Genomic DNA, 17,707 nt, shown 5'->3' with positions numbered 1-17,707 from the left:
ATATTTCACTCACACCTTCTCATTCCGCCGACAATACGTAGATACATCAATTATCTAGATATATCTGGATAACGTCTGATCTGATAGTACAACACGGTAATAATTCGAGACTGGCCTGACCGCCCATCTCGGCTCGAAGATTATCGATTGTATCCATGGCGACGAGTTGGCCGTCGTTCATCACGCCAACCCGGTCACACACCTCCTCAACTTCAGAGAGTATATGACTCGAAAAGAAGACGGTCGTGCCCGCCTCGGCCCGCTCACGAATCACCGAGCGCATCTGTTGCATACCGTTCGGATCTAGTCCCGTGGACGGTTCATCCAGTATCAACAACTCCGGATCATCAACCAGAGCCATACCGAAGGCCAGTCGCTGTTGCATCCCTTTCGAGTAGCCGGCCGCCGTTCGGTCTGCCTCGTCAAGAATACCAACTATATCGAGTATTTCGTCAGGATCATCGTTCGCGGCTTTCGTCTCGATGGCCCACTCGACATACTCACGACCAGTGAGATAGTTGTCGAAGCCATACCCCTCGGGGAGGACACCGATCCGGTCACGGATCGCGGCGGGTTCCGCTTGGGCGTTCATACCGAGTACCGTTGCTGATCCTTTTGTTGGCCTGATGAAGTCGAGTAGCAGATTAATTGTCGTCGACTTCCCGGCACCATTGGGACCAAGAAAGTCGAATATTTCACCTTCGTTAATAGTGAGATCGAGATTATCGACTGCAACAATCTCGTCACCAAATTGTTTCGTCAAACCGTTCGTCTGGATGGAGGGCATCTGTGGGTCTTATTCGGTTAGTGCAAGCACCTAATGGTTGTGATTCACATACGAGTTACACACAGTTTGCTATCGTTCATATCAGTACGTATCAGATCGATCACTAGAACGGTAGTTGATTGAACCGCCTGTATGCCCTCCAGACAGACGATTGGCGTGGCACCACTACTAACGGGAATGCTTCTTGTATCTCGATTGGCACTGGCAATCATCCAAAGCGGACTCTCATTTTGGTCAGTTTCCGGGTTCGTTGGCGGATGTGCTGCTATCTTTGTTGGTCTCGGTATATTGCTTGAATGGGACGTGTTCGACCAGAACCTTCTGAGCCAGTCCAACCCCAGTGGCAATTCTTGGGATTGCTGGCGTGTCGGTCATCGCTGAAGCAATTGTGGCTGTGATGTATAGCCAGTAGAAACCAGCTGACGAAGATACTTATACACTCACCAACTATCATATAATTACGGTGGACACATTCACAGCCCTCTCCCAACGAAATGAAGTGTTCTGGATTGGTTTAGCCCTATTCCTCCTCGGAGTATTTATTCCTCAAGCTTGGGGAATCGGACTCTCAAGAACGTTGGTTGTTCTCGGGGGCGGAATTCTCTTCATCAGAATTTTCGTTGGTTCTTTCAGAATTCTCAAAACAACGGCAAAAGCGGGAGGAATTGGCTACCGCGAGGGGAAGTCATAACCGCAGCGAACGATAGAACTTGGAGACGGTTTCGACCGATTTCAAATACGGTGACAGTCATCGTCCTTCAGTGGCCCCTGTCTCATTCCCGGAAAGAGGGTTGTGGTCAGGAGTGTGTGGCTATTAATTGAACGAGCCTGCATCGTCGGTTTTCCTTACTTCCCATGAAAACTCACCAGACTCGTACACATGACCAGTAAGAAATTCGTAACTTCCCCCATCATCGGCGGCTGGATTAAACCGTGTTGTCCCCGAATTATCCCCCGGTAATTCCCCATCAAGTGTAAACTGAACACCGTACCACACGGACTTGGTAAAGACACTCTCGAAGGTTTGGCTGCTATCGGGTCTAACCGTCGTTGCTGTCGTTACGTTGCGTTGCGAGGCTGGTACAGTGACAGTCCCAGTTACGCCATCGGCACCCGTACTAGGCTCGGAACCGATGTCCGTGACCTCTAACCGAATCAAGTGCGGCAAATGATAATCGTTCTCGAATCGAAGGCTTCCTGCTGGCGGTGACTGCTCAGAGAACATCGCACACCCTGCGAAACTCCCGATACTGACTGCTCCGACTGATGCAAGAAACCGCCGTCTGTTTGTGGAGGGCATCTTATTCTCGTTTGAATGGGATCTATTTAACTGTTGAATATGTCACCGGCAAATCGACACCCCTGATCAACGGGATATTTTACCCGATTATCTATATAGAAAATTGGGTTTTCAACATACAGCATGTGATAAAATCAGACAGACAACGTTTCAGCACTCGCAACTTTGGCCGTAGATTTAATATCGTATGCGGGTTCCGCTTATATATGCCCGGAGCAGGTCGCTCGGAGTCAGCAGCGGTCAGAGCCATCGGAGCGATCGTCGCGCTGATTGCGGTCGTCGGCTATCTGATTTTCGGCTGGTCGTTCACCGGCTCTGAGAACACTATTCCTGCAGCTATTGGGATCATCGTCGCGGTCTCGGCCATCGGATGGACACTGTACAGCCGCCTATAAGCAGACCGGGGACTCTGATATTCGAATACGCCGTCAGCGTCAATAACCGAGATGAGATCGTTGGATTCTTCCACGAGTGCTTGAAACCGATGTTCACGCTGTCTGCGGGCAGTCAGGTTCCGTCCGATCCCAACCAGTCCAGTCCTCTGTCCGTCAGGGTCGGTCGGACGTGCCCCGGTGAACTCGTAGGGGATCCGCTCACCGTCAGCGGTGAGTAGGTCTACTTCAATCGTGCTTTGGCCCTCTGCCAGGACTGTTTCAACCGCCTTGGTAACTGTCTCGCGTGCGTCTTCGGGGAATACCTCATAGTGTTTGTTGCGAGTCTTTACCGCCGTCGTGTAACAAGACATCGGTTACATGGCGTGAAACACCGATATTTGTAACGTGGTCACGAAAATTACCGCAACAAACACTATCAGTCACTCGCATGTCGTCGAGTTCCGACTCGGGATAGCCCGTGATTACAGGAACCCGGCAGTTCCACCGTCGAAGGCTGCCGTCTGCGTTGATGACGTAGAACAGGTCGTCCAGTGCATTGAGTGCCTGCTCACTGAACCGACGTTCCGATTTGAGTTCCTGCTGGCGCTCCCGGCGGTCGGTGACATCGTGGATGGCTCCCTGGATTGTCGTCGTGTCCCTGTTGGCCATCGTAGAAGTGACGTCATCTCTAGGTGTCGTTCCTCACCGCCGGTGGGCCGGTACCGCCAGGTGCGTGTGTCTGTTTGCCTGTCCGGAGTGCGCGGTCGATAGTTTGTTGGATGTCCGGTTGGTCATCCGGATGGAACTCTTTGATGCCGGTTTCAAACGTGAGGTCTGGTTCTTCTGGAAGCATCTGGATTCGACGAACTCCGTCAGTATGCAGAATGTCGCCGGTCTCAACGTCTAACTCGAAGCCACCCGTATCACCGGCGAACTCGGTTAGACGCATCAGTTCTTCCTGTCTGTCGGCCAGTTGTGCTTCGCGCCTGGCCTGGACGGCGTTACGGATCCGGTTTGCCAGGAGTTCGTACTGTTCGGTCCCGCTGCACTTCTGGAGATAGTCAGTGACACCCGCGGAGATAGCGTCGCTGGCAACGGCCTCGCTTCCCTTGCCGGTAAGAGGATAAACGGGAGGTCAGGATACTCCTCTCGGACGACCCGCAAGAATTCGAACCCATCCATGCCCGGCCCATCCGAGATCACTCCCCACAGTTCCGGAAGAGCAAAACACCATTTTGAATGCCAATCGCTGATAACTGCTAGCAATTCGATGTGTTCCCTCAACCAGCGGGTAAAATCCCTCTCTTCGTTCTACCACACAGATCGAAGGTCGTGCTCTTGAATCTCCGCGATGTTTCGGTCCATAGGTTCGATTTCGATCACAGTTCGGTAAATATTTAGTACTGGTTGAGCTCGACTAGATTCTCCCGTAGTTGAGTGACGGGTACCGCTGTGGTTTAGTTGTGACAAAATATCGGAAATTGAGTACCAAATTAGACGGAACTGGCGTCGTTACTCATGAAGTTAGCTGGTTCGTCATGGTGGGTGAGCCCGAGTGTATGCCCGATCTCGTGTATCAGAGTCCGAAGGGTCTCATCGCGTCCCCGGCCGGTTATAACATGCGCTGTAACTGGTGTTATTATTAGATCGACATCTTTTACAAGATCTGCACACCCAGTTATGTTTTTGTTGTCTGTGGAGTCACTTCCACATTCCTCAATTGAGTCGACAAAGCGAATGAGAACATCGGGGGTGTCGTGATTATGGCTGAGATTATAGATAATAGGGTAGCCAGCGAACTTCTCACTGTATTCTTCCCAATAATCTAACGCTTGACGAGTCAATACAAATGCATCGTATTGCGATTCTGACTGTTGGGAGAGTTGTACAGTAAGTTTTTGTTTTCCATATGGGTTTGAGATATTCCTCTCAGGGATGTCTACGTAGTCTGAGTAACGTGGGGTGTTCGTAACGAAGGAGTTAGTGGATCCTGCGACCGTCAGAGCGATACCGCCGCCAGCAACGCTCAATAATGTCCGTCGGTTCATTGTTTGTGATTGCCTAGTTAATCTAGTCTCAAACTCGCCCGTTCAATGCGGTCTGAACGCTGACGTGGTCGCCCTTGCGTTCTAGATATGCAACCACCAAGTCTGTGAACTCCAGTGCGTCGTCAACATGACGAATGTAAATGGTATCTGCAGGATTATCCATAATTGAGTGATTGATTTCTCGTTTGACTGTTAATATAACCGTTGCGCTGAACGTATCAATCATGAAAATTGGCGGTTACTGCTGGATGACATTGCGCTGTGTCTTCGAATCGTCGCTGCAGTCACCAATTTCAGGCAGAGAGCCAATCCAAAAAAATTGACCTTACACTCACTGAATCTGAGATATTCCGAGACCTCGTCGATCAGTGGTTTCGCTGATCCGTTTCAAACCTCTTGACTGCCGTTTCGCTGACTGTCGATATTTATCGTCGAGATCTATCCATTCTCCATCAGATCCAACCGAGTGATCTACTTCACACAATATGTGTGGGTGTGATTATTGGTCCGCCAAGGACGTCGTACTGTTCGGTAGTTGTTTATCGATTTTGATTACTTGCCAGTTAGTTTTATAACCGTAAACCGAGGGGTGCTGAGTGTGTCAGACGAATTCTCGGAACTGAGACGACGTCAGTTGATGCAGACGGCTGGAATGGGGCTGATTGGGTCAGTTGGTCTCTTTTCTCTGAGCACAGAAACCACTGCACAATCAGACGCACTTGTTTTTGAACAGCAGGAATCTGATGGCGATTCGATCGTCATCGCCTCGGTTTCGGTAAATACCGAGGGGACGCTAATGATTCAGGATCAAGTCGAGCAAAACAATACGATATTCGACACGAAAGAACTGCCAGCAGGAACGAACGAACAGAACCTCACAGTCGAGTTAGACCAGCCGATCGAAGAAACACAAGTAATCGAAGTGTGGCTGTGGGACGGAGATGTCCACTCGTCGGATGTCATTACTGTCCAGCAAGCGATTGTCGCTGTTAATGAAGATATCGATGCAACACTTGGGAAAACGTTTGTTGAGGCTGATCCGGAGGCTGGCTTCAATTATCCGTATTATCTTTTTAGCCCAACTGACCGGAATGACGGTCAAATCCCGCTTCTCGTTGAACCGAACAACACCGGGACCGCCACCGATGATTTTGAACAACACAAGTCACGGGCCGAATTCAATCTCGCTAATGGACCATCGCGTCCAATCAGTGAGGAACTCGGGATTCCACTGCTCATTCCTGTGTTCCCACGGCCGATGCGGGAACCAGTTGACGGGACACATTACACGCACCAGCTGGATCGTCAAACATTGGAGATCGAGGGGAACGATCTTGAGCGCATTGACCGACAGCTTCTCCGGATGATCGAGGATGCAAAGGATCGGCTGTCCGGTGATGCATATACATTCAGGGAGAAAATCATCCTCAATGGATTTTCAGCCTCGGGGAATTTTGCTGATCGCTTCACAGTTTTGCATCCCGAGCATGTGCTCTCCGTCACTGCAGGTGGATTAAACGGAATGGCACTGCTTCCCCATGAAGAGTGGAATGGTCACACGCTAGACTACCACGTTGGGATCGGGGATCTTGGATCGTTAACAGGGAAACAGATAGATGTTGACCAGCTAAACGAAGTCAACCAGTTGCTCTATATGGGGAGTGAAGACACGAACGACACGATCCCGTACGACGATGCGTGGAACGACGAACTGCGTGAGCTCGCGTTGAACGTCTACGGAGAGGATATGATTGAGGACCGATTCCCGGAGTGTCAGAGGGCATACGAGGCTGCCGGGATTGACGCACAATTTAAAATCTATACGGGCCGTGGCCATCGACCGGCAGAGAATGACGAACTCGTCGAATTCCATCGACGCAGTATCAATGGGAAAGATATTAGTGATTTCGGCGACCAACTCGGCGTCATCGCAGATTTCCGATTGGCTCCCACTGAGCCACGTTCGGGTGAACAAATCGAGTTCGATGCGGGTGGATCCAGTCCCAACGTGGGAACGCTTGTGAGTTATACGTGGGACTTTGGGGATGGGCAGACCGCTGCTGGCGAGACAACCACGCACAGGTATGAGGAGACAGGGACATACCAGGTCACACTCACTGTTGTCAGTGACCAGGGCACAACTGTCGAGACGACTCAACAGGTCGTCGTACAAGATGATGGTACTAGTGCATCTGACGACACAGCGACTACCAGTCCATCTGAAAGTACCGATGACTCTGGTCCTGGATTTGGAATCGGGAGCTCAGTCGCAGGTATTGGAGGCATGGCATACCTGCTCGGGCGACGGGTGACAGGATCCGAAGACGAATAACACAACTTCACGTCGAACGCTGGAGGGTGGCCGTTCCGGCGTTTCGAGTCCGAATGGACCGGACGACATCCGAAGGAGGTGAGCAAGCCATTGCGACCAGTCTTCCTCATTTATTGTCGTTCGGAGAGGGGCCTGGTACTGACTCTTGGACTGCCAGTTCGTCATGAGTGTATTGTCTAATGTATACGGGATCCACTGGTTAGAGAACATCGGGCTTGCTCTGGTAGATAACCCGATGGCTCTACTGGATTTGGCGGGGTTTTTCGCACTCATCGCGCTGGTGGTTATTACCACGCCAATCGTTTTGAAGTACGCCGAATCACTGCAGTAACGGTCAGTTCTTGTTCATATCAATATTCATCCGCTCACACTGACGCCATTTTCCAAGAACGAAAAATAGAGACGGTCGAATAGCGCCAACGGTACCGTATCCATGTGTTTGCATAGCTCTTCGAACGAAGGACGATTCTGCGGGGCCGTGGCACTCGTGTACTATTTGGTGCAAACGCAGAGACCGACTGATAGTGATTGTTGCGGTTATTTTCGTGACCGAGTCACGGATATCGACGTGTCACGGCGTGTAACACAGAATTTGCGTCGCTAGAGCGGTACAGACTCGCAACAATCACTATGACTTGCTCGACGGGAACGACTCTCTTCGGGGTCTATCGGGACGTTCTTGAGTTAAAGTACGCGAGGAAGGACTCCAAAGACGACAAAACGGTCAAAGCAATTCGTAGGAAGATGTATCGTTCAGATGGTACAGTTCTTCAGCCTTAGACAGGACACTATCGGTCGGTATCTTCGCTGTATTCGACGGTTCCGTCCGAGCGTACCCGAACAGTGTATCCCGACATCTCGAATTGTACTTCAGCGGTGCTGTTTGTTCCTTTCGTTGCAGCATGAGTCATGAGGACAGTCAGTGCGTCTGGATCGATACTATCGTACAGCGGCCCCAAATCCTCTATATCCGACCCTGTTTCCGCGGCGAGCGCTTCGAGCACCGTCACGACAAGGCTATTCTGCCTGCTCCAATCAAACGTGCCGAGCGAATGCCACCGCTGATCAGAATCATTTTGCCTTGGTGCTGTGGGCTGATGCTCTTCGGCGACAAGTTCACGGATGCTATCACTCAATATTTCGAGTGCTGTCGAGTCATCTGTTCTGGTCCCTTTCTGCAGGAATTTATCGACGATTTCGGTCGGGAGCATATCGGCTGATCGTCCCGAGTGGAGGAGAACGGGGATATCTGGATAGCGCTGTTTGGCGACAGCGACCAATGGATCCCCTTCTTCGGTGTGTACGCTGTCACTGACGACACAATCGATTTCTGACTGTGCTAATCTGGTGAGGCCTTCGTCGGCCGATAGTGCCGTTATCGGTTGGATCGTTGAATCCTGATCGAAATAATCCGCATAGAGACTGGCATCTTCGGGGACATCATCGACGAATAACACGTTCTGTTTTGATTTATCAGTCATGGTATGTTAGTGACTTTGCCATGATAAACGTGTTTCGCTAGTTACCAGAGCCAAGATTGAATACATCTGTAAAATCGAACAAGGATATATTTAGAACTATATGTGTTAATAATAATAGTGAAATATGATAATATTATCGTGTGTATCAGGTATAAGTTGGGTGACTGTCTCTAAAACCCAATTCAGCTGACAAGTCGTTAAAATTCTTCAGGCAATATTTCGATTTATTCTTGAATAACGACACCAGTGATTTCGAATCGTGCGCCGCCTTCGTCCGATCCGTCAGTTACAGTGATGATCCAATCGTGTGCCTCAACCACTTGTTGAACGATGCTCAATCCGAAGCCAGTTCCGTAAGGGTTCGTCGAATAGCCCGTTTCGAACACCTCATCTTGTTGGTCTACCGGAATACCAGATCCGTCATCCGCAACGTAGAAGCCGTCAGCCAGATCACCGATCGTTACCGTGACGTCTTCGCCGCCGTGCTCAATTGCATTCCGAATGAGGTTTTCGAACAGTTGTTTCAATCGGCTTTTATCCGCCTGCACAGTGTGGTGACTATTGGTAACGAGAGTGGCGTCACCTGTCTCGACGGTTGTCCAGCAATCCGACGCGACTGCTGCGAGATCCACCGGTTTGCAATCAGTCACAGTGGTATCCGTCCGAGCAAGCGCAAGCAGATCATCGATCAATGTCCACATTCGCTCGTGAAGATCTTCAATTGATTCCAAGTGCGCGCTATCACAGTCGGCCCGGGCCAGTTCTAACCGACCTTGCGCGGTGGTGAGCGGATTCCGCAGGTCATGACTGACGATGTCAGCGAACTCTGACAACCGTTGATTCTGTGCTTCCAGTTGTTCTTCCCGTTCCTTCCGTTCGGTAATATCATGGACTGTTCCACGAAGAGTGACGACCTCACCGTCTTCGATTGTGGGTGTTCCTTGGACTCGAAGCCAGCGGATCTCTCCGTCGGGCCGTCGGAATCGTGCTTCTACATCAAATGGCTCGCCCGACTCCAGTGCTGTCTCGACGGCCTCTTCGACGATCGGACGGTCGTCCTTGTGGTACACATCAAGGGCTTTGTCCAGTGGCGGTTCCTCGTCGGCATAAATCCCAAGCAGATCGAACAGCGGTTTCGACCAAAAGACATCCATCGTCTCTGTATCGATCTCCCATCCCCCAATGTCAGCAATTCGCTCGGTCTGTTCGAGCAATTCACGCATCCGTTCGAGTTCCCGTTCGCGCTCCTCCCGTTCGGTAATGTCCCGGATCACCGACAGGTGCTGGCCAGGCATAATATCTCTTGTCGCGGCGTATTCGACGATCCGTTCCGTTCCATCAGGCCGGACGAGTGGAAAGATTCCACGGTCGTTTTCTGCCTGTTGGAACTCACGCCACGCAGTCTCGAAGTCAAAGTTCTCGGGTGCAAAGTCGTCGATTGACCGCCCCAATAATTCTTTTTTTGCGAGGCCGAACAGCTCGGTTGCGCTCTCGTTTGCATCGACGTACTGTCCATCGTCGTCTGTAATGACCATCGCATCGAACGAGTCTTCGAATACCGCCTGGAACCGATCGTGTTCGCGCTGGCGTTGCTGTTCGCTTTCCTTCCGAGCCGAGATGTCCCGACTGATCACGACGAACCGATCATCACCCGCCAGATCGAGCCGTCTGAGATGAACTTCCACTGGAAATGTCGTTCCATCTTTCCGTTGATAGACCCCCTCAAGTCTATGTCGATCACCAACCGCCATTTCGCCCCACCGGTTCGTAATAGCCGCTGGATCGACTGTTTGATCAAGTTCCCATACCTTCATTCCAGTGAGCTCCGACTGGCTGTAGCCCGTTGCTTCACAGAGTTGCGAATTCACTTCGGTAATCTGTCCCGCAGTATCGTGGACATTGATCATGTCGGGCGAGTTCTCGAACAGCGCTTCGAGACGTGCGGTAGTTTCTTTGATACGTGATTGACGTTCGACTCGGTCAGTGATGTCGGTTAACGAACAAACAACGCTCTCGATACTCCTATCGTCGTCAAATAATGGTGCACCGTTTACTGAGAGAATCTTTTCGGTCTCATCCGGCCACCGTATTTTGTGTCGGAATCCGTGAAGTGATTGACCGGTATCACGAACCTGTCGAAACGGGAGTTGGTCGTCCGGTATTGGATTCCCATCCAGATCAGAGATTTCCCATTCTGGATCGTTGTACGCTCGATCCATCAGTTCCGTTTGTTGCAATCCAAGCACCTCGACAGCACGGTCGTTAGCAAAGATGAACCGCCCATCTCGATCGAGCTGGACGACACACGACGGAACAGTTTTCAGGATTTGTTCGAGACGATTACTCCGTTGCTCACGATCGATCGCCGGGCCTCGATCTGACACGGCATGGTGAATCCGGTCTACCAGTACGCTCTCCTGACCCGGCTTCTCTTTTTCGAGGTATTCAGTCACGCCCGCTGAGATCGCTTGACTGGCAACTTCCTCTGAACCATGCTCGGTATACAGGATGAACGGAAGGTCCGGAGACTCCTTACGGACGGTTTTGAGGAACTCGATGCCGTTCGTCATCGGCAGGTCATACTCCGAGACGATACAATCGACAGTACTGGTAGCCAGTAGATCAAGTCCTTCCTTTGCGTTCGTGGCAGTGCGAACAGTGATGCGTTCGTCCTCCCGTTCAAGCGAGGCGACAGTCCTGTCAGTCACCCCCGAGCCGTCGTCGATATAGAGAACGGTGATAATATCATTGATAGCGGTCATGAATATCTGCTCATTGCTCAAAGGTTACACAGTCGAGACGTAAGAGATGTCGGGTGAGAAATCCCATACTGTCAGTATTGGCGGCAGCGTATCCGCTGATAGTGATTGTTGCGAGTCTGTACCGCCACAGTGAAAGAAAATGTCAGATAGGCGCCGTGAAACATCGATATTTGTGACGTGGTCGCGAAAATAACCGCAACAATCACTATGAGACACCGAAAGCACGGTCTCTCGAAAGCAAAGTATACATTTTTATAATTTTGAAATAAATAGTTATGTTCTGTTACACCTTCTGACAGTACATGCAGAAGATCGGTGTACTTACTGTTGATGATGATCCCGGTTTCGCCGAACTGACCGCTACTGCGCTTGAGCGGGAAGACGAGGCGTTCTCGGTCGTGACAGAGACTAAAGCGGCGGATGCGCTAGCCCGACTCCGTGACGTGGATCCTGAAGCTGCTGACAGCGACTGCGATTGTATCGTGAGCGACTACGATATGCCCGGCATGAACGGACTTGAACTGCTCGCTGAAATCCGAGCAGAACACCCCGGCCTCCCGTTTATTCTCTTCACCGGCAAAGGGTCAGAAGAGATCGCAGCCAAGGCAATCTCAAAGGGGGTGACAGACTACCTCCAGAAAAAGGGTGGCACCGATCAGTACACAGTTCTAGCAAACCGCATCAAGAACAGTGTTGAGCGGTATCGGGCGACGAAAGAGGCTGCTCGAACACAGCGGTTCTTGGAAAAAGTGCTCGAACATGCCACAGACATGATTGCAGTCGTTTCGGAGACCGGAGACATCGTATTTGTCTCCGGATCGGTCGAACGGATTCTCGGCTACACGCCGGACGAAGTCGAGGAACTCGGGCCGTTTGCGCTCGTCCACGAAGACCACCGCGATCACATTACGGAACAGTTCGAAAAGCGGCTCAGCGACCCTGACACACCGACAGACATCCACTTTGAGGCTGTCCACAAAAACGGACAGAGCGTCGACTGTCGCGCCCGGGCGTACAATTTTACAGAGGATCCCGATATCGGCGGTGTTGTGATCTATACCCGGGAGGAGTAACCTCGAAACACGGACTGGTAAATGTCATGTGTTTCAGCAGTTGAGTGAGTGACACACGCGTCTCAGCAACAGCTGTTTTCTTACAGAGAGAGTCTGGTGAATTAGATTTTAGCAGAGTTACGAATCCCTCTACCGCGTCACGAAACTCCGTACAGGCCTCGTCCCAATCTGGTTGGATGGACGAGAGTGTCGTGTCCATTGACGCGTGCCCTGGGATCATTCGGACCACATTTAAATTCATGTCCGTCTTAATGGGTTATGCGGGCGTAGCGCATTCTGTGTGCCATATATAACAACCCCTTACACTTCCGTCATTGTCTCTTACTAACGGTTGCTGAATATTGGCTTCATACGCGCTCTTTTTAATTATTTTTGATACATGCGGAGTCTAGCTGCCCGCCTTTCGACCCCATAAGCAAGTACGGCCACTCTTGCTCAGGGTCTTTTTGACTGCGCTCCTGTAGGTATTCAGCAAGCGCTAAATCCATCTATTTCTCGTAAAAAACGTAACGGTAATATAGATCCTCGTGATCATCCTGGTTAAGTTTCGACGATCGGATCTTGATCTCTCTTACGTCTCGATTCAAATTATCGAGTTGCATTCGACTTATTTCGTCACTGCGCGCCCCTGTCTGCCACGCGAGACGGCAAATCAGCTCGTTTCGTATTTGTGAGAAGCGCGTGCTACCAGTCGGATTGTCGAATATTGAGTTGAGTTTCTCGCAATAACCGGTTTGTTATCATATTATTATTACTCATGTGCCGGAATATACACAAGATGTTCAGCTAACTTCGATAATATTTCTAGAACTTCGAACGTTGGGGACACGCGGCAAGAGCCCCAGCACCGACCAGCCTGTATAACTCGGTGTTTCACGTTGTATCTCTGAGATAGTTGTAGTGAAAATCGAGCGAAGAGCGTTCTCTCGGACGATTCCGGTAGATCAGATATACAACGAGATAATCTGAGAGGGGTATTTTTTCGAGCCATAGCCGATAGTACCTCACTGTCAGGGTCGATGAACACTACTCAGGCGGTATACGCTGGCGAAACCACCAGCGATGTCCTCGGCGGGTGTCTCGAACTCCTCGACGACCCGAGCGTCACGGCCATCTACCTTGATCGAGATCTCTACAACAGCACTGTATCGACCCGCTCTACGGATTTAGATCAGCTATTCACCGCCCAAAGTCGGGGCAGGTTCTGATTTCGACGAGAGCTATACCACAGTTTAGTCACTGATAAGCGTGATTTACAGAGGTTTACTGAAATTCGGGACAATACTTTATGTGTAGGGGCGATACCATGTACAATCGTGATGATTTGTTGGCATTCAAACAGCGAGCACTGTTTCGTTCGGGGCTGGCTATGGGGATTTTGAGACAACTCCAGCGTTTCCGGAACTGGTTTCCCGTCCCAACGATGGATGGTAGACCCAGGGTTGGGCGGTGGTTACTTCTGGAGGGGAACCGGATTGCAGTCGCCGGTGCATTGCTGACGTTCGTATATGCCGTATTGATGTTCATTGGGACCTTCTGGTCGTTCGAGATGCGGGTCCTTCTCACTGAGACCCAGACCGTGGAAAATATCCTCGATACGTTCCTGAGTGGGATTATTTTACTCGTCTCCATAGTGGTCTCGATCAACTCTATTGTCCTCTCCCAGGATATGACGTCGATCGAGAAACAGGAAGATCGTATCCGTGGTGTCGGTGATTTCTGGCAAGATGTCGACGACCTGACCGAGACCAACAAGGGAACCACCGACATTCGGGCCTTTCTCGAATCAATGACAGCCGTAATCCAGCGCCACGCGGACCAGATTGCCGACGAAGCTGCTGATCTAGAGAGCGATTTCGACGAACTGGCCAACCAGTATAGTGAATCTGTTACTGGAAGCCTCGATCACCTCGAAGAGATAGATAATATTCAGGGCGGGGATTTCGCGTTGCTCTGGATGGCACTGGAAATCGAGTACGGACCACTTCTCGACCGAACACATGGACTTCGAAGCCGGAACGAACAGTACGATTCCGAGTCGTTCGATGAATCGCTCGACTCCCTCGTCGAGGCCTTTCAGTTGTTCGCGGTCGGGCGGGAGTATTTCAAGACGATGTACTACACGGCCGAAGTTTCGCGCCTGTCCCGTGTCCTGCTGGTCGTGTCACTCCCAGCGATCCTGATCACTGCATCGGCAATCCTCGCGATTAGTGCGGATCTGTTCCCGGAGTGGTGGATCCTCGGCCTGCCACCGCTTCATAGTTTAGTGTCGACAGTGTTTGCGATCGCACTACTCCCCTATATCGTCCTGACGTCGTTCATGCTCCGACTCTCGACCGTGGCACAACGCACGAACGCGGAAGGAGTGTTTTCGATGGGGTGAGGAGGATTCCATCACAGTTTGTGAGCGTCAGTATACTCCGTCGTAAGCACGTTGTAGTTTGGGACCCGACTATTTATCAGCGAGACTGATCAATGGAATAATATGAATGTGCGCCAAGCGTCAGCAGGCGATAGCGACCGCATCAGGGAGATCGCAGAGCAGTCGTTTCAGGCCTCGTACGCCCTGAGTCCGCTAGATATCGAAGGCATTATACAACTCGAATTCACGTCCGACCGGATCGGCTCACGCCTGGACGACGGGCTGATCCTCGTTGCGGAAGGGGACGACGGAGCCATACTGGGATTCGTCGAGGGGGTGGTCACCGACGAAGGATGCGGAGAGATCAGATGGTTACACGTTGCACCGACAGAGCGCGGCTACGGAGTGGGGACCGAGCTGTTCGAACGAGTGCTCACTGCCCTACGCGAACGAATGGTCGACGAAATCCACGCCACTGTACTGGCAGATAATCAGGAAGGCGGAGAGTTCTTCCAGCAGTTCGAATTCGAATCACAGGAGACAGTCGACCGCGAGTTCGACGAGCGGACACTCACTGTTGAACTGTACCGCAACGAGCACATCGAACCGAAAGACGAGGACGAATAGACAGTTCCAGAGGGCGAACAGATAACTGTGGAAGGCCAGATGCGGTTTCTCGATGCCGAAGAGTCCATCTCCGGGGATGAGGCGAAGTTCTTGCACGTCTACGAACAGACCGATCGCGAGGAACACCTCGGGTTTTACTGCACCAACTGCGGAACGTTTACTGATACTGCCGGCTGTAAATTCGTAAAGAGATGCGCTACCCCGGGGTGGCGCACTTCATCAGTTTTGTACAGCCGGCAGTGTCACTCACCGTTCGGTTGTGGTTCGTACTCTTCGCCGACGTACATCTCTAGAACGTTCGGGTTGGTCGTCACTGTAACCGAATCGAGTTCGAGTATTTCCCCGTCGAGGCTAAACACAGTGGGTTTCTCGGAGTCGACAGTCAGTTCGATCGACGAGGCGAACAACCGCTCTAGGTTCTCACCCTCGGTCTGCACGAGTCGCTCCCAGAGGTGGTCGGTCGCCAGGTCGATCGACGCGGCATCCTTGATGATCGTGACGTCCAGCAACCCATCTTCGAGATCTGCCTGTTCGGTTCCTGCCATCGAAAACCGACGGCCGTTTCCCACCAGGACGACGCTCGCAGTGCCGTCCCAGACCGTCTGAGACTCTGCCCCCTCGGTCACCGACGCGGTGAGTTCGAGCCCCGAGAACTCTGACGCCATCCGGAGCGTCGTGAGAACGTACGCCAGCACACCGACACGGGTTTTGTCCTCGGCAGACGTTTCCTGACTCGCATCGGCAGTGATGCCCGCAACACAGGAGTTCAAAAACGGGACATCGCCAGCCATCCCGAGATCTAGCTGCCGTCGCTCGCCGGATTCCAGCACGTCGAAAGCCCGTTCGATCCCAGGGATACCGATATTCGTAGCGAAGTCGTTTCCGGTCCCAGCTGGTATCACACCCACTGTGACCGTTTCGATTTTCCCAGCAGCGTGGATCCCTTTCACGACCTCGTTGAGCGTTCCATCCCCGCCCACGGCGATAATCTCTGACGCCCCGTTCCCTGCTGCCTGCTGGGCGAGTTGAATTGCGTGCTGTTCTCGCTGTGTCGTTCGGACAGTATGCCCTTTGAGGGCGGCCCAGTCACGGACGAGTCCTGTGTGGTCTCCACTCCCGCTTTTCGGGTTCAATACCACGACGGTCTCGGAGTCTCCAGTCTCTGTCTCTGTCATGGCTCATTGGTGTAGACGGAAGCTTCTAACCCTAAGGGAGCGAACGATTAAAACGGCAGGTGTGAAGTACCACGGGCGCGGTGGCCCGTGGCTTCGCCGTGGTCTCTGGCGTGGAGCCAGCTGAACGACTGATGGCGAATTTAATTCCGCCCGCGCTCGTCCCTGCGGGGACTCGCGTGGAACCAGTAACACCCGAACACACCGGAGGTGCCACCGCAACAGAGGTCGTCTGTTGCTGCCGTGGCGGGTATGTCCGTGAGCGTCCGCCCCTTCACGAGGGCGCGACACAGGCCCGGCGCACCGCGTCTTACCCCGAAGTGGGTGCGTGGATTTTGCGAGGCCGATTGCGTGGGTTCCAAACTGTCGTATGGCGTCCGGATAGTTAAAAACAGGGACGCAGCAGAGCGCACGCGCTTCACCCCCGCCCACAGTGTTGACGCAAATCGAAGATTTGCGAAAGCCGAAAACCTGCGGTTTTCGGAAAGGCGGGGAACTCGCGCTGCTTTTCGTTTAGGATAGTCCGGCTTTTATTGTACCTCGGAGACGTATTGATTAAAGAGACAATTTCATGAATACGTTTGGAATTTCGTCGTGTGAGGAAACCTCCGTGACCGACCGTGTCGGATTCCCCGACGAGGACAGGGGGTGGAGCCACCACAATGTACGATGTTGACCTGCATACACACTCGCGATTCTTTCACTCGTTTGCGGGACAACCGACAGCCTTCGATAAGGTCGGCTTCCAGTTGAACGTCGCAGTTGCACGCGCCCGAGACCTCGATGGGATTGCTGTCACGAATCACGATTATTTCACGTCCTTCGGTGTCGACACGAGTGGGATAGAGATCATTCCTGGTGTCGAAATCTCTACCGACGAGGGGCATCTACTGGTTGTGGGGCCGGATCCACCTGCCCGAACCCAGCCCGGAAAACTCTCACCCGAAGACACAGTCGAGCTTGCCAACCGGAGAGACTGTGCGACAGTGATGGCCCACCCCTTCCGATCAGGCACGGTCAAAGACGCAGATATCTCTGTCGACGCAGTCGAGGTGAACGGAAAGCACCCACAGACTGCAGAGCTGGTCGAAGAACTCGCCAGAGACCGACAGCTACCGATCGTAGGCGGAAGCGATGCACACTTCGCGTTCGAAATCGGGCGGGTAATCACCGAACTCGACGCCAACGAACTCACTCCCGAATCGGTCGTGAATGCCATCGAGGACGGACGGACGGACTTTCAGAGGGTCCGCCGGTTCCCCGACCAGTTCACACAGATTCTCTACGGGGCGGTTCACAAATTCAGGAACATGAAAAACAGTACAGCACAAAAATCTGGGTAAGAGTGTGTCTGTTCCCGAAAATTCTGCTTGGGCGGGGCGGTGACCA

13 protein-coding genes and 4 pseudogenes are annotated in these 17,707 nt (G+C 52.1%); 8 read left to right on the top strand and 9 right to left on the bottom strand.

Features of this window, described 5'->3' with window-relative positions:
* Window positions 1–100 precede the first annotated feature (100 nt).
* Window positions 101–787 (bottom strand): annotated as a pseudogene (locus tag EOW68_RS13140) (ABC transporter ATP-binding protein); the annotation flags it as partial.
* A gap of 463 nt (window positions 788–1,250) precedes the next feature.
* On the opposite strand from EOW68_RS13140, the gene EOW68_RS13135 reads away from it, so the two are divergent.
* Both EOW68_RS13135 and EOW68_RS18790 read left to right on the top strand, forming a co-directional pair.
* A complete protein-coding gene (locus EOW68_RS13135; protein ID WP_128225620.1) occupies window positions 1,251–1,478 on the top strand; it encodes a hypothetical protein in 228 nt (75 codons plus the stop codon).
* A gap of 815 nt (window positions 1,479–2,293) precedes the next feature.
* The gene (locus tag EOW68_RS18790; protein WP_431358928.1) at window positions 2,294–2,482 is read left to right on the top strand and encodes a multidrug transporter; all 189 of its coding nucleotides are present in this window, start codon (window positions 2,294–2,296) and stop codon (window positions 2,480–2,482) included.
* Window positions 2,483–2,634: 152 nt separating this feature from the next.
* On the opposite strand, the pseudogene EOW68_RS18785 reads toward EOW68_RS18790, so the two are convergent.
* The 5 genes and pseudogenes from EOW68_RS18785 to EOW68_RS13115 all read right to left on the bottom strand — a co-directional run.
* A pseudogene (locus EOW68_RS18785) lies at window positions 2,635–2,832 on the bottom strand (PAS domain-containing protein); the annotation flags it as partial.
* On the bottom strand, window positions 2,786–3,130 hold the full coding sequence (locus EOW68_RS13125; RefSeq protein WP_128225618.1) for a hypothetical protein: 345 nt from the start codon (window positions 3,128–3,130) through the stop codon (window positions 2,786–2,788). The pseudogene EOW68_RS18785 and the gene EOW68_RS13125, both read right to left, overlap by 47 nt.
* Window positions 3,131–3,149: 19 nt before the next feature.
* Window positions 3,150–3,410, bottom strand: coding sequence for a hypothetical protein (locus EOW68_RS18780; protein WP_431358927.1), 261 nt, complete (start codon window positions 3,408–3,410; stop codon window positions 3,150–3,152).
* Window positions 3,405–3,643 (bottom strand): annotated as a pseudogene (locus EOW68_RS13120) (response regulator); the annotation flags it as partial. The pseudogene EOW68_RS13120 and the gene EOW68_RS18780, both read right to left, overlap by 6 nt.
* A 311-nt stretch (window positions 3,644–3,954) precedes the next feature.
* Complete coding sequence (locus EOW68_RS13115; RefSeq protein ID WP_128225617.1) at window positions 3,955–4,491, bottom strand: zinc metalloprotease; 537 nt, start codon at window positions 4,489–4,491, stop codon at window positions 3,955–3,957.
* 616 nt (window positions 4,492–5,107) lie between these two features.
* On the opposite strand from EOW68_RS13115, the gene EOW68_RS13110 reads away from it, so the two are divergent.
* Complete coding sequence (locus EOW68_RS13110) at window positions 5,108–6,841, top strand: PKD domain-containing protein (RefSeq protein ID WP_128225616.1); 1,734 nt, start codon at window positions 5,108–5,110, stop codon at window positions 6,839–6,841.
* A gap of 788 nt (window positions 6,842–7,629) precedes the next feature.
* Here EOW68_RS13110 and EOW68_RS13100 read toward each other — a convergent pair.
* Together EOW68_RS13100 and EOW68_RS13095 are read right to left on the bottom strand one after the other, a co-directional pair.
* Entirely contained in the window at window positions 7,630–8,322 is a 693-nt protein-coding gene (locus EOW68_RS13100; RefSeq protein WP_128225614.1) for a HalOD1 output domain-containing protein, read from the bottom strand.
* 224 nt (window positions 8,323–8,546) lie between these two features.
* Window positions 8,547–11,084, bottom strand: coding sequence for a PAS domain S-box protein (locus EOW68_RS13095; protein WP_128225613.1), 2,538 nt, complete (start codon window positions 11,082–11,084; stop codon window positions 8,547–8,549).
* A gap of 302 nt (window positions 11,085–11,386) precedes the next feature.
* Here EOW68_RS13095 and EOW68_RS13090 point away from each other — a divergent pair, with 302 nt between their 5' ends.
* From EOW68_RS13090 to EOW68_RS18775, 4 genes and pseudogenes are all read left to right on the top strand, one after another.
* Window positions 11,387–12,157: a response regulator gene (locus EOW68_RS13090; protein WP_128225612.1), complete on the top strand. Its 771-nt coding sequence runs from the start codon at window positions 11,387–11,389 to the stop codon at window positions 12,155–12,157.
* Window positions 12,158–13,580: 1,423 nt separating this feature from the next.
* Window positions 13,581–14,540, top strand: coding sequence for a DUF7972 family membrane protein (locus EOW68_RS13075; RefSeq protein WP_431358920.1), 960 nt, complete (start codon window positions 13,581–13,583; stop codon window positions 14,538–14,540).
* A 102-nt stretch (window positions 14,541–14,642) separates the two neighbouring features.
* Window positions 14,643–15,146: a GNAT family N-acetyltransferase gene (locus tag EOW68_RS13070; RefSeq protein ID WP_128225609.1), complete on the top strand. Its 504-nt coding sequence runs from the start codon at window positions 14,643–14,645 to the stop codon at window positions 15,144–15,146.
* 39 nt (window positions 15,147–15,185) lie between these two features.
* Window positions 15,186–15,296, top strand: a pseudogene (locus EOW68_RS18775) (DUF5816 domain-containing protein); the annotation flags it as partial.
* A 92-nt stretch (window positions 15,297–15,388) separates the two neighbouring features.
* Here the strand turns inward: EOW68_RS18775 and EOW68_RS13065 are convergent.
* Window positions 15,389–16,321 (bottom strand): diacylglycerol/lipid kinase family protein, encoded by a 933-nt coding sequence (locus EOW68_RS13065; RefSeq protein ID WP_128225608.1) that lies wholly within the window; start codon window positions 16,319–16,321, stop codon window positions 15,389–15,391.
* Between the two features lie 659 nt (window positions 16,322–16,980).
* Here EOW68_RS13065 and EOW68_RS13060 point away from each other — a divergent pair.
* Window positions 16,981–17,661 carry a PHP-associated domain-containing protein gene (locus tag EOW68_RS13060; protein ID WP_128225607.1) on the top strand — a complete coding sequence of 227 codons (681 nt, stop codon included), beginning with the start codon at window positions 16,981–16,983 and terminating at the stop codon, window positions 17,659–17,661.
* Window positions 17,662–17,707 lie beyond the last annotated feature (46 nt).

The sequence above is a fragment of the Halovenus amylolytica genome, assembly GCA_004015825.1.
In the GTDB taxonomy this organism is placed as follows: domain Archaea; phylum Halobacteriota; class Halobacteria; order Halobacteriales; family Haloarculaceae; genus Halovenus; species Halovenus amylolytica.
This window is presented reverse-complemented; position numbering and strand designations above follow the sequence as displayed.

Bases quoted from the DNA above. Each gene is read 5' to 3' on its own strand.
- EOW68_RS18790 (WP_431358928.1), top strand. From the start codon at position 2,294: ATGCCCGGAGCAGGTCGCTCGGAGTCAGCAGCGGTCAGAGCCATCGGA.
- EOW68_RS13125 (WP_128225618.1), bottom strand. From the start codon at position 3,130: ATGGCCAACAGGGACACGACGACAATCCAGGGAGCCATCCACGATGTC.
- EOW68_RS18780 (WP_431358927.1), bottom strand. From the start codon at position 3,410: ATGCGTCTAACCGAGTTCGCCGGTGATACGGGTGGCTTCGAGTTAGAC.
- EOW68_RS13100 (WP_128225614.1), bottom strand. From the start codon at position 8,322: ATGACTGATAAATCAAAACAGAACGTGTTATTCGTCGATGATGTCCCC.
- EOW68_RS13095 (WP_128225613.1), bottom strand. From the start codon at position 11,084: ATGACCGCTATCAATGATATTATCACCGTTCTCTATATCGACGACGGC.
- EOW68_RS13090 (WP_128225612.1), top strand. From the start codon at position 11,387: ATGCAGAAGATCGGTGTACTTACTGTTGATGATGATCCCGGTTTCGCC.
- EOW68_RS13075 (WP_431358920.1), top strand. From the start codon at position 13,581: ATGGATGGTAGACCCAGGGTTGGGCGGTGGTTACTTCTGGAGGGGAAC.
- EOW68_RS13070 (WP_128225609.1), top strand. From the start codon at position 14,643: ATGAATGTGCGCCAAGCGTCAGCAGGCGATAGCGACCGCATCAGGGAG.
- EOW68_RS13065 (WP_128225608.1), bottom strand. From the start codon at position 16,321: ATGACAGAGACAGAGACTGGAGACTCCGAGACCGTCGTGGTATTGAAC.
- EOW68_RS13060 (WP_128225607.1), top strand. From the start codon at position 16,981: ATGTACGATGTTGACCTGCATACACACTCGCGATTCTTTCACTCGTTT.